A 12,061-nucleotide genomic window follows, 5' to 3' on the forward strand; every position below is an offset into this window, starting at 1 on the left:
TTAAACCTCATTGCCGTTACACAATCGATGGGCAGCCGTGCGTCTGCCGACGGCTGGTACGCACAGCTCCGTGACAACGCCTCCGTAGCTTCGTGGACAGACCACAGAGAAGTTTGAACACGGGGAACGACGGAGGCGGTTGGGTATGGCGCACGGTGAGGTGCTCGAATTCGAGGAGTACGTACGCACCAGGCAGGACGCCCTGCTGCGGAGCGCCCGCCGGCTGGTGCCCGACCCCGTCGACGCCCAGGACCTGCTGCAGACCGCCCTGGCACGCACCTACCGCCGCTGGGAGGGCATCGCCGACAAGTCGCTGGCCGACGCCTACCTCCGCCGCGTCATGATCAACACTCGTACGGAGTGGTGGCGCGCCCGCCGGCTGGAGGAGGTCCCCACCGAGCAGCTGCCCGACGCGAGCGTCGAGGACGGCACGGAGCAGCACGCCGACCGGGCGCTGCTGATGGACATCCTGAAGGTGCTCGCTCCCAAGCAGCGCAGTGTGGTCGTCCTGCGACACTGGGAGCAGATGAGCACCGAGGAGACGGCTGCCGCACTCGGCATGTCGGCCGGTACGGTGAAGAGCACACTGCACAGGGCCCTTGCGCGGCTCCGGCAGGAGCTGGAGAGCCGCGACATCGACGCGCGTGCGCTGATCCGTGGGGAACAAGAGATGGGGCGGGAGCGGTGCGCGGCCTGACAGAGGACCCGGAGGACGGTCCGTGCGGCCCCGGGGACGGTGACCGCCCGGGCCCGGTGGCCGGGCCGAGTGCGGACAGAACCAGAAGGGGCACTCTGGCGGCGGGCATCACGGCGGTGGCCGGGCTCGCCGTCGTCGGCCTGTTCGTGGCGGGCTGCGACTCGGGCGGTACGGGGACACGCGACGAGGGGGCGGCCCATTCGGTCCCCGCGGTCGAGCCCACGAAGGATCCGGGATCGGCGGCCGCCACCAAGCCGGGCGAGCGGGTGAACCCGGTGGCGCTCCTGAAGCAGGACCCGAAGGTCAGCTCGGCGGTCAAGCGCGACCTGAAGCCGTGCTCGGGCAGCGACTACCCAGTGGACGTCTCGTACGCGCGGCTGACCAACGGTGACGTCGCCGATGTCGTGGTGAACGTGATGACGTGCCGCAGCGCGGTGGGGGTCGCCACGTACGTCTACCGCGCGAAGGGCGGCTCGTACAAGAACGTCTTCACTTCGGAGGCCGCGCCCGTCTACTCCGAGATCGACCGGGGCGATCTCGTCGTGACGAAGCAGCAGTACGCGAAGGGCGACTCGATGTCGTACGCGTCGAGCGAGGACGTCATCACTTACCACTGGACGAACAACAAGTTCGCGCAGACCGACGCCGTGCACACCGACTTCAGCCGGGCGGTCGGGGACGGGGACACTGACGGGGACACCGGCGGGGACCCCGCCACCAGCAGCCCCACCGGCAACTGAGAAAGCAGCGGGATGGCCGAGACCCATGTCCTCTTCGTCGAGGACGACGACGTGATCCGCGAGGCGACACAGCTCGCGCTGGAACGGGACGGTTTCCGTGTCACCGCGATGCCGGACGGGCTCTCCGGGCTCGACGCGTTCCGGACCAACCAGCCCGACATCGCCCTGCTCGACGTCATGCTGCCGGGGCTTGACGGGGTCTCCCTGTGCCGCCGGATCCGTGACCAGTCGACCGTCCCGGTGATCATGCTGTCGGCCCGCGCCGACTCGATCGATGTGGTACTGGGGCTGGAGGCCGGAGCCGACGACTACGTGACGAAGCCGTTCGACGGTGCGGTCCTGGTGGCCCGTATCCGGGCCGTTCTCCGCAGGTTCGGACATGCGAGCGGCGCCGGTACGGACAGTGGCGACGAGCCGGACGAGCGCGGTGTGCTGGCCTTCGGTGACATCGAGGTCGACACGGAGGGCATGGAGGTGCGCAAGGGCGGCACCCATGTGGCGCTGACCCCGACCGAGATGCGGCTGCTGCTGGAGTTCTCGTCGGCGCCGGGCACGGTGCTCTCCCGCGACACTCTGCTCGAGCGGGTCTGGGACTACGGCTGGGGCGGTGACACCCGGGTCGTGGACGTCCATGTGCAGCGGCTGCGGACAAAGATCGGACAGGACAGGATCGAAACGGTCCGCGGTTTCGGATACAAGCTGAAGGCATGAAGCACCTCGCCCTGCGCACCGGCGTCCGGTGGCTGCGTCTCCCGGGGGCCGACCCCCGGACCCCCGGCCGGAAAAGCCCCGTGGCCGGCCAGCGTCGAACAGGAACGCCGACATGAAGCACCTCGCCCTGCGCACCGGCGTCCGGTGGAAGATCAGCATCGCCATCGCCGGGGTCGGCGCGCTCATCGCTGTCGCGCTCAGCCTCGTCGTCCACAACGCGGCCCGTGTCTCCATGCTCGACAACGCACGGGACACCCAGGTCGTCCGGCTGCAGTTCGCCCTGCGGCTCGTCGAGTCCAAGAAGCAACAGCAGCAGCAGCCGCAGCTCGGTTCCAAGGTCAACGACCCCAGCCTGCCCAGGGAGCTGCGCCGCCGGGCGGCCGAGAACCGGATCTCCACCCTGGTCGTCGAGCACGCCAACGGGATCCCCGACGTCTGGGCGGCCGCCCCGCTCTCCGACGGCGACGTGCTCTCGCTGCACAGCCGTTACAGCAGCAGCGCCTCCGTACTGCAGGACCTCGACCGGGCGCTGATCATCGGCTCGGTCTCGGTGGTGCTCGGAGGCAGCGCGCTGGGCGTACTGATCGGCGGCCAGCTCTCGCGGCGGCTGCGCAAGGCGGCAGCGGCCGCGACCAAGGTGGCGCAGGGCGGCACGGACGTCCGGGTGCGGGCCGCCATCGGCGGTTTCGTACGGGACGAGACGGACGAGCTGGCCCGCGCCGTGGACGCGATGACCGACACCCTGCAGGAGCGGGTGGAGGCCGAGCGCCGGGTCACCGCCGATATCGCGCACGAGCTGCGTACGCCGGTGACCGGGCTGCTGACGGCCGCGGAGCTGCTGCCGCCCGGTCGGCCGACCGAGCTGGTACGCAACCGGGCGCAGGCGCTGCGGACCCTGGTCGAGGACGTACTGGAGGTGGCCAGGCTGGACAGCGCGTCCGAGCGGGCCGAACTCCAGGAGATCGCGCTGGGCGAGTTCGTCAGCCGCCGGGTGCTGATCATGGCGCCGGAGGCGCAGGTCCGGGTGGTGCACGAATCGTGGGTCAACACCGATCCCCGGCGTCTGGAACGGATCCTCGGCAATCTCCTCGGCAACGCGGCCAAGCACGGCGGGACGCCCGTGGAGGTCACGGTCGAGGGCCGGGTGGTGCGGGTGCGCGACCACGGGCCCGGGTTCCCCGACACGCTGCTGCGGGAGGGGCCGAGCCGCTTCCGTACGGGCAGCAGCGACCGGGCGGGCGTCGGCCACGGTCTGGGGCTGACGATCGCGGCCGGGCAGGCCAAGGTGCTCGGGGCGCGGCTGACGTTCCGCAACGCCGCACCCGAGGGGGCGAAGGAGACGGGCGGCGCCATCGCGGTGCTCTGGCTCCCGGAACACGCGCCGACCGTCACCGGCAGCTTCCGCGCCCTGACCCGGCCCTCGTAACCCCGTAACGGCGGCTGCGGCCGGTAGACACAGGTGTACGTCGTGGGCCCCGGACGCATCGCGCATCCGGGGCCACTCGTACGCCGGGCCGGTCCTACGGCTCCTGCACCGGAGCGGGCTCGGCCGGACCGCCGCGCAGGGCCACTTCCTTGACGAAGACGGCGGCCACGACGACCGCGAGTCCGGCGACGGCGCCCAGCAGGAATCCGCCGTGAGTACCCGCTGCGACCGCGTACTGGTACGCGTCCCGGGCCTTCTCCGGCAGCTTCGCCAGGCTCGCCGCGTCCAGCTGCGCCGAGGGGAGCGAGGCGCCCTTGCCCATCCGCGCGGTCATCTCGTCCTGCACCTTGCTGGTGAAGAGCGCGCCCATGATCGAGACGCCGAAGGAGGAGCCGAGCGTACGGAAGAGGGTGGTCGAGGACGAGGCGACGCCCATGTCCTTCATCTCCACGCTGTTCTGCGCGACCAGCATGGTGATCTGCATCAGGAAGCCCATACCGGCGCCGACCACGGCCATGTAGACACCGGTCGTCAGCCGGGTGGTGTGGACGTCCATCGTGGACAGCAGGTACAGCCCGACAACCATCAGGGCGCCGCCCGCGATCGGGAAGACCTTGTACTTGCCGGTGTTGGTGGTGACCCGGCCGGCGATGAGCGAGACGGCCATCATCGCCAGCAGCATGGGCATCAGCAGCAGACCGGAGTTGGTCGCGGACGCGCCCTGAACCGACTGCTGGAACAGCGGCAGGAAGAGCATCGCGCCGAACATCACGAAACCGGTCAGGAAGCCGATGACCGACATCAGCGTGAAGTTGCGGCTGCGGAAGATGTGCAGCGGCACGATCGGTTCGGCGGCCTTGGTCTCCCAGAACACGAAGCCGATCAGCGCGGCGACGCCGATGAAGATGAGCTCCATGACGATGGCCGAGCCCCAGGCGTACTGCGTACCGCCCCAGGTGGTGACCAGCACGATCGAGACGATGCCGATGGTGAGCAGCGCCGTACCGAGATAGTCGATCCGCCCCCGGGACCGCTTCTTGGGCAGGTGCAGCACGGTCGTGACCATGGCGAGCGCGACCGCGCCCAGCGGCAGGTTGATGTAGAAGGTCCAGCGCCAGCCGAGGTGGTCGGTGATCGCGCCGCCGACGAGCGGCCCGCCGATCATCGCGACCGCCATGACGCCGGCCATCATGCCCTGGTACTTGCCGCGCTCACGCGGCGGAATCAGATCGCCGATGATCGCCATGACGCCGACCATCAGGCCGCCGGCGCCGAGGCCCTGGATCGCCCGGAAACCGATGAGCTGGCTCATGTCCTGCGCCATACCGCTCAGCGCGGAGCCGACCAGGAAGATCACGATGGAGGCGAGGAAGGCGCCCTTGCGCCCGTACATGTCACCGACCTTGCCCCAGATGGGCGTGGAAGCCGCCGTCGCCAGCGTGTACGCGGTCACCACCCAGGACAGGTGTGCCAGTCCGCCCAGCTCGCCGACGATGGTCGGCATAGCGGTGTTCACGATCATGTTGTCGAGCATCGCGAGCAGCATCGCGATCATCAGCGCGAACAGCACCACCCGGACGCTGCGCGGCTGGGGCCCGGTTCTGCCCTCCGCTTCCGATCTCGCCAGTTCTGCGGTTTCCGACACGTACCCCACCACTCCCCTGAACCTGCCGGGCACGGTCTGAAACTTACTTGCCGCCCGGCTAGTTTGATTACACCGGGAGAAGGTAGCCTTGTACTAGCCGGGCGTCAAGTAAGTATCGCGGGAGAGCACCATGGGCAGCAGAGGAAACACCCGCCAGCGGATCCAGGATGTCGCGCTGGAGCTCTTCGTCGAGCAGGGATACGAGAAGACCTCGCTCCGGGAGATCGCCGAGAAGCTCGATGTCACCAAGGCGGCGCTGTACTACCACTTCAAGACCAAGGAAGACATCCTCATCAGTCTCTTCCATGACCTCGCGACACCCATCGACGAGGTCATCGCGTGGGGCCAGAGCCAGCCCCGCAGCCTGGAGACGAAGAAGGAGGTCCTGCGCCGCTACAGCGAAGCGCTCAGTGGCGCGGCCCCGCTCTTCCGCTTCATGCAGGAGAACCAGGGGACGGTACGGGAGCTGAGCGTCGGCGAGAACTTCAAGGACCGGATGCTGGTCCTGCTCGACCTGGTCAGAGCGCCCGACGCGTCACTGACCGACCAGGTCCGCTGCTTCAGCGCGCTGTTCACCATGCACGCGGGGTCGTTCGCGCTGCGGGACGCCGAAGGCGACCCCGAGGAGAAGCGCAAGGCTGTCCTCGAAGTCGCCATCGAACTCATGACCCAGGCCCATCTGGATGCGGCCGTGGGGGGTCAGGCTCCGGCCGGGCAGGTCAGAACTTGACGCCGTGGGCCTTCAGGAACGGCATCGGGTTGAAGCCCGAGCCGTAGTTCGGGCCCGTGCGGACCTCGAAGTGCAGGTGCGGGCCGGTCACGTTGCCGGTCGCACCGGACTTGGCGATGACCTCACCGGTCTTCACGGTCTGGCCTATGTGGACGTCGATCTCCGACAGGTGCGCGTACTGCGAGTACGTGTTGTCGCTGTGCTTGATCTCGATCGCGTTGCCGTACGCCGGGCCGTCGCCGCCGCCGTTGGGGCCGGCCTTCACGACGGTGCCGCTGTGCGCGGCCATGACGGGCGTGCCGGTCGGGACGACGAAGTCCTGGCCCGAGTGCTTGTGGGACCACATGTGGCCGGCCTCGCCGAAGGGCTCACCGATCACGGGGTGCGCGACGGGCGAGATCCACGCGTTGGCGGCCTTCTTCGCCTGGGCGGCCTTCTCGGCCTTGGTGGCCTTCGCCGTCTTGGCGGTGTGCTCCGCGGCCTTCGCCTGGGCACTGGCCTGGTGGGCGAGGGCGGTCGCGACGTTCGGGGTGCCTGCGGCGGCGGTGGCCGGGTGTGCGTCGGCAGCGACCGCGACCCCGGCTCCCAGCGCGACCGACACTCCGAGCCCGGCGGCTACGACCGCAGCGCGGGTGCGAAGCGGGGACCGGCGGGACACGTGGGACGTGGTGTGCTTCTGCATACGTGGGACTCCGTACGTAAGTGGACCCAACCAGGCAGGTCGGGCGGACCACTCATTGGTAACCCATTCCGCGTAGCACCCAAAACGCCCATCTACGACATTACGTCGTAGGGGAAGTGCGAGAGAAGTCCCTTCGGATCAAGCAGCCGGACACGCGCATGTCCACGGGTATCGATCCGTACGGAGATGTTTAGGCCCAGTTCACCCGGGCAGAGATCGGCCCCGCGCAGGCCGTACGCACCGAGGGCCGAAAGTCCCGGGCGGCCCGGTCCAAAAGGCCCGGCGGCCGTCGGCGCCGCATCCCCTATATCTGCTAGTAGGCCAGAACGCCCCTGTGGCCCATGTCACCGGCGAGGGACCGACGCCTGTCCGTTTCGGGACCTTCGGCGGCCGGTCCCGGCGCCATTACCTCCGGCGTAATCGACCCGCGTCGGCGCCTCCGGCAGGCTCATGGCGCAAGCACCGCAGCCCGGACCGCCAGGCCGGACCGACAGGGGAGGCACCCGATGCCGTACTTCACCACCGCCACCGATGGCACCCGGCTCCACTACATCGACTACGGGGACCGTGCGACGGGCCGGACGGTCGTCTTCATCAACAGCGCGTACTTCGGTACGGAGATGTGGGAACGCCAGATGCTCCCGCTGGCCGCTGACGGCTACCGCTGCGTCGGTCTCGACCGGCGCGGACACGGCCGGTCCGACGACGTGTGGGGCGGGTTCGATCTCGACACGCTCGCCGACGACGCCGGGTCGCTCCTGGACCATCTCGGTCTGACCGACGTCACTCTCGTCGGGCACTCGCTCGGCGCGGCCGAGGCCATCCGGTATCTGACCCGGCACGGCAGCGGGCGGGTGGCACGGCTGGCGCTGGTGGCGGGACTGGCGCCGGGGCTCGTGCGTACCGCGAACCATCCCGGCGGGCTGGACCCGGCAGCAGTGGAGAGAGGCAACGAGGCCATCCGCCGGGACCGCTACGCGTTCATCGCGGACGGGATGAACGCCTTCTTCGCTCTGCAGCTCGCCGAGAACCAGCGTCCGGAGAACCGGCTCTCCGACGCGTACATGAACCATCTGGCGGCCCGCTGCGCCGGAGCGACCCTGCGTGCCACGGCTGCGGTATGCGACCTCGTCGTCACGCTGGACCTCGCCCCGGAGATGTCCGCGACCGACGTCCCGGCACTGGTGGTCCACGGAACGCACGACGCCTCGACGCCCATCGGCCTCACCGGGCGCCGCTCGGCGGCGCTGATCCCGGAGTGCGAGCTGCGGATGTACGAGAACGCCGGGCACGGCCTGTACGCCACTCACGCGGACCGGCTCACCGCGGATCTGCGGGAGTTCATGAAGGCGTGAGCCGCGGACGGCGAGGGCTTGGACAAGGGCGGGGCCGCCGGTGACGCGGAAAGGGCGGTCCCGGAACCGATGACCGGTTCCGGGGCCGCCCTTTCACTGCTCGGGCCGCTCAACGCATCAGCGTCAGACGTCCTTCGTCATGTTCGGGCCGGAGCCACCGGCCGCCTGCTCGATCGGCGGGGCGTCGGGCAGAGCCGACTTCTCCTCGCCGCGGAAGGTGAACTTCTTCTCGTCACCCTCACCCTCGACACCGACGACCACGATGTGACCGGGGCGCAGCTCACCGAAGAGGATCTTCTCGGAGAGGATGTCCTCGATCTCCCGCTGGATCGTGCGCCGCAGCGGACGCGCGCCCATGACCGGGTCGTACCCGTGCTTGGCGAGGAGCGCCTTGGCGTCCGGGCTGAGCTCCAGGCCCATGTCCCGGTCGCGCAGCCGCTCGTCGACCTTCTCGATCATGAGGTCGACGATCTGGATGATGTCTTCCTCGGTCAGCTGGTGGAAGACCACCGTGTCGTCGACACGGTTCAGGAACTCGGGGCGGAAGTGCTGCTTCAGCTCCTCGTTGACCTTGGCCTTCATCCGGTCGTATCCGGTCTTGACGTCGCCCTGGGCCGCGAAGCCCAGGTTGAAGCCCTTGGAGATGTCCCGGGTCCCGAGGTTGGTCGTCATGATGATGACCGTGTTCTTGAAGTCCACGACCCGGCCCTGGGAGTCGGTCAGCCGGCCGTCTTCCAGAATCTGGAGCAGGGAATTGAAGATATCGGGATGGGCCTTCTCGACCTCGTCGAAGAGAACGACCGAGAACGGCTTCCTGCGCACCTTCTCGGTGAGCTGGCCGCCCTCTTCGTAGCCCACGTATCCGGGGGGAGAACCGAAGAGACGGGAAACCGTGTGCTTCTCGCTGAACTCCGACATGTCGAGGGAGATCAGTGCGTCCTCGTCGCCGAAGAGGAATTCGGCGAGCGTCTTGGAGAGCTCGGTCTTACCGACACCGGACGGGCCGGCGAAGATGAACGAGCCACCTGGGCGCTTCGGGTCCTTGAGGCCGGCCCGCGTACGGCGGATCGCCTGCGACAGGGCCTTGATGGCGTCCTTCTGCCCGATGACGCGCTTGTGGAGCTCGTCCTCCATGCGCAGCAGCCGCGAGGACTCCTCCTCGGTGAGCTTGAAGACCGGGATGCCGGTGGCCGTGGCCAGGACCTCGGCGATCAGCTCGCCGTCGACCTCGGCGACGACGTCCATGTCGCCGGCCTTCCACTCCTTCTCCCGCTTGGTCTTCGCGGCCAGCAGCTGCTTCTCCTTGTCGCGGAGCGAAGCTGCCTTCTCGAAGTCCTGGGAGTCGATGGCCGACTCCTTGTCGCGGCGGACGTTCGCGATCTTCTCGTCGAACTCGCGGAGGTCCGGCGGCGCGGTCATCCGGCGGATGCGCATCCGGGAGCCGGCCTCGTCGATCAGGTCGATCGCCTTGTCCGGCAGGAAGCGGTCCGAGATGTACCGGTCCGCCAGGGTGGCCGCCTGGACCAGGGCCTCGTCCGTGATGGAGACACGGTGGTGGGCCTCGTAGCGGTCCCGGAGTCCCTTGAGGATCTCGATGGTGTGCGGGAGGGAGGGCTCCGCCACCTGGATCGGCTGGAAGCGGCGCTCAAGGGCCGCGTCCTTCTCCAGGTGCTTGCGGTACTCGTCGAGCGTGGTGGCACCGATGGTCTGGAGCTCTCCACGGGCGAGCATCGGCTTCAGGATCGAAGCCGCGTCGATCGCGCCCTCGGCGGCGCCCGCACCCACCAGGGTGTGGAGCTCGTCGATGAACAGGATGATGTCGCCGCGGGTGCGGATCTCCTTGAGGACCTTCTTCAGCCGCTCCTCGAAGTCACCGCGGTAGCGGGAACCGGCGACGAGCGCGCCGAGGTCGAGGGTGTAGAGGTGCTTGTCCTTGAGGGTCTCGGGCACCTCGCCCTTGACGATGGCCTGCGCCAGTCCTTCGACGACCGCCGTCTTTCCGACGCCGGGCTCGCCGATGAGGACCGGGTTGTTCTTGGTGCGGCGGGACAGCACCTGCATGACCCGCTCGATCTCCTTCTCGCGCCCGATGACCGGGTCGAGCTTGGATTCGCGGGCGGCCTGGGTGAGGTTGCGGCCGAACTGGTCCAGGACGAGCGAGGTCGAGGGCGTGCCCTCGGCGGGACCGCCTGCGGCGGCGGTCTCCTTGCCCTGGTAACCGGAGAGCAGCTGGATGACCTGCTGCCGTACCCGGTTCAGATCGGCGCCCAGCTTCACGAGGACCTGGGCGGCGACGCCCTCGCCCTCGCGGATCAGGCCGAGCAGGATGTGCTCCGTACCGATGTAGTTGTGGCCGAGCTGAAGAGCCTCCCGGAGCGACAGCTCCAGGACCTTCTTGGCACGAGGGGTGAAGGGGATGTGGCCGGACGGGGCCTGCTGCCCCTGGCCGATGATCTCCTCCACCTGCTGGCGGACCGCCTCGAGCGAAATCCCGAGGCTCTCCAGGGCCTTAGCGGCGACACCCTCACCCTCGTGGATAAGGCCCAGGAGGATGTGCTCGGTGCCGATGTAGTTGTGGTTGAGCATCCGGGCTTCTTCCTGAGCCAGGACGACAACCCGCCGCGCGCGGTCGGTGAACCTCTCGAACATCGTTAATCGCTCCTCAGAGCGGTCGGGCAGCGAGGGGTCGGTCCCCTCCCAGTCCTTCCGCATGCTAGTCCCGCGGGGCGGGACAGCTCATTCCAACTGCCGACACCCGTCCATGGCCTCCGGCCCGAACAGCCGACAACTGCTCCAACCCGATGGTGCGAGACGATGTTCCCGCAGGCCAGGCAGATACCCCTGTCCCCAGTACGCCGATGGCGAACGTGAGACCGCCTGAACCGCGTGTCGCCCCTCCCCACTAGGTATGTCTTACCCGCAGACACTGACAGTCAATGCGGCGTGCGACGGTTCCCCTCAGCTACGGGCGAACATACGGGTGCCCATGAACCCGTCCGCACCCCTTTGGTTCATCAACGGAAAGCAATCAAACGGGGGCGCTCCGTAACTACGGCGCACCGCGGGAGTTGCTCAGTCATGGCCTGCACCGTTCCGTCCCCCCGCGAACCGGCCGACAGCACTCGCGCCGGCACCGGAAGCGCCACCAACGGAAGTACCGGCACCGACAGCATCCTGCGCTGGTACGAGTCCCGGCTCGGCTGGGCCACGCTGGCGGGGCCGCCGGTCCGGTTGCTGACCGGACTGCGTTTCGACGTACTCGACCTGCCGTCAGACGCCGGGTTCGCGCTGCTGCGCAGGACGCCCGTCACGGGACCGGTGGCACTGGACGGCTCCCGGGTGCGGCTGCTGGTGGCGGCGGGCAGCGCCGACGAGCTGCCGGGGCTGCTCGACTGGCTGGAGTGGGGCGGGATCGCACTGGATCTGACCGCCGTCGGCGCGGGCGGGCTGATCGGGGCTCCCGTGCCGCCAGGACTGCGCGGCGCGCAGGGGGCCGCGCGCTGGTTGCGGCCCCCGGGGCCTGGGCGCGACATGGAGCCCGCTCTTCCCGTGTTCAGCCGGTTCGGGAAGCGTGGCGGCGGGCCCGACCTGGTTCGGCTCGTGGAGGCGGCGGCGACGGAATGCCACCGGGCCCGGATGGTGCGTATCGCTGCGGCTTTCCGGGGGGAGCCCCCCGGAGCCCGGACTGCGGTTGTCCGGGGTGCGAACCCCGGACCTCCCGGGAATCAGCCGTTGGCCTTCTCGTAGGCCTCACGGATGTCCGCGGGCACACGGCCGCGGTCATTCACGTTGTAACCGTTCTCCTTGGCCCACTTACGGATCTCGGCGGTGTCCTTGTTGCCGCCGACGGCGATACGGGCCTTGCCACGGCCGGCCGCGCCACGGCCACCGGTACGCCGGCCGCCCTTGGCGTACGGCTCAAGCAGCGTGCGGAGCTTGTCCGCGTTCGCGGTGGTGAGGTCGATCTCGTAAGTCTTGCCATCCAGAGCGAACGTCACGGTCTCGTCCGCCTCGCCGCCGTCGAGGTCATCGACAAGAAGGACCTGAACCTTCTGTGCCACTGGATTTCCTTTCA

General features: G+C 68.8%; 11 protein-coding genes. 7 read left to right on the top strand and 4 right to left on the bottom strand.

The window, feature by feature from the left end; translation table 11 throughout:
• Positions 1–145: 145 nt before the first annotated feature.
• The 4 genes from OG452_RS14790 (at position 146) to cseC (ending at position 3,574) form a co-directional block, all read left to right on the top strand.
• Positions 146–697, top strand: coding sequence for a SigE family RNA polymerase sigma factor (locus OG452_RS14790; protein WP_266854649.1), 552 nt, complete (start codon positions 146–148; stop codon positions 695–697).
• Positions 685–1,437 (top strand): hypothetical protein, encoded by a 753-nt coding sequence (locus OG452_RS14795; protein WP_327296062.1) that lies wholly within the window; start codon positions 685–687, stop codon positions 1,435–1,437. The genes OG452_RS14790 and OG452_RS14795 overlap by 13 nt, the downstream gene beginning before the upstream one ends.
• 12 nt (positions 1,438–1,449) lie before the next feature.
• Positions 1,450–2,148, top strand: coding sequence for a two-component system response regulator CseB (gene cseB, locus OG452_RS14800; protein WP_327296063.1), 699 nt, complete (start codon positions 1,450–1,452; stop codon positions 2,146–2,148).
• A 112-nt stretch (positions 2,149–2,260) separates the two neighbouring features.
• Positions 2,261–3,574, top strand: a complete 1,314-nt coding sequence (gene cseC, locus OG452_RS14805) for a two-component system sensor histidine kinase CseC (RefSeq protein WP_327296064.1) — start codon at positions 2,261–2,263, stop codon at positions 3,572–3,574.
• A gap of 94 nt (positions 3,575–3,668) precedes the next feature.
• Here the strand turns inward: cseC and OG452_RS14810 are convergent, their stop codons facing one another.
• Entirely contained in the window at positions 3,669–5,219 is a 1,551-nt protein-coding gene (locus OG452_RS14810; protein ID WP_327296065.1) for an MDR family MFS transporter, read from the bottom strand.
• 130 nt (positions 5,220–5,349) lie between these two features.
• Between OG452_RS14810 and OG452_RS14815 the strand changes: the two genes are divergently transcribed.
• Complete coding sequence (locus OG452_RS14815) at positions 5,350–5,949, top strand: TetR/AcrR family transcriptional regulator (RefSeq protein WP_327296066.1); 600 nt, start codon at positions 5,350–5,352, stop codon at positions 5,947–5,949.
• On the opposite strand, the gene OG452_RS14820 is transcribed toward OG452_RS14815, so the two are convergent.
• Positions 5,939–6,631: a M23 family metallopeptidase gene (locus OG452_RS14820; RefSeq protein ID WP_327296067.1), complete on the bottom strand. Its 693-nt coding sequence runs from the start codon at positions 6,629–6,631 to the stop codon at positions 5,939–5,941. The two genes, OG452_RS14815 and OG452_RS14820, sit on opposite strands and share 11 nt — an antisense overlap.
• 506 nt (positions 6,632–7,137) lie before the next feature.
• On the opposite strand from OG452_RS14820, the gene OG452_RS14825 reads away from it, so the two are divergent.
• Positions 7,138–7,986 (top strand): alpha/beta fold hydrolase, encoded by an 849-nt coding sequence (locus tag OG452_RS14825; RefSeq protein WP_327296068.1) that lies wholly within the window; start codon positions 7,138–7,140, stop codon positions 7,984–7,986.
• A 123-nt stretch (positions 7,987–8,109) separates the two neighbouring features.
• Here the strand turns inward: OG452_RS14825 and OG452_RS14830 are convergent, their stop codons facing one another.
• Positions 8,110–10,635 carry an ATP-dependent Clp protease ATP-binding subunit gene (locus OG452_RS14830; protein ID WP_327299637.1) on the bottom strand — a complete coding sequence of 842 codons (2,526 nt, stop codon included), beginning with the start codon at positions 10,633–10,635 and terminating at the stop codon, positions 8,110–8,112.
• 429 nt (positions 10,636–11,064) lie between these two features.
• Here OG452_RS14830 and OG452_RS14835 point away from each other — a divergent pair, with 429 nt between their 5' ends.
• Complete coding sequence (locus OG452_RS14835; RefSeq protein WP_327296069.1) at positions 11,065–11,733, top strand: SCO3374 family protein; 669 nt, start codon at positions 11,065–11,067, stop codon at positions 11,731–11,733.
• Here the strand turns inward: OG452_RS14835 and OG452_RS14840 are convergent.
• Positions 11,712–12,047, bottom strand: a complete 336-nt coding sequence (locus OG452_RS14840; RefSeq protein WP_327296070.1) for a histone-like nucleoid-structuring protein Lsr2 — start codon at positions 12,045–12,047, stop codon at positions 11,712–11,714. The two genes, OG452_RS14835 and OG452_RS14840, sit on opposite strands and share 22 nt — an antisense overlap.
• Positions 12,048–12,061: the final 14 nt, after the last annotated feature.

Origin of the sequence: Streptomyces sp. NBC_01197, assembly GCF_036010505.1 — a bacterium.
GTDB lineage: Bacteria > Actinomycetota > Actinomycetes > Streptomycetales > Streptomycetaceae > Streptomyces.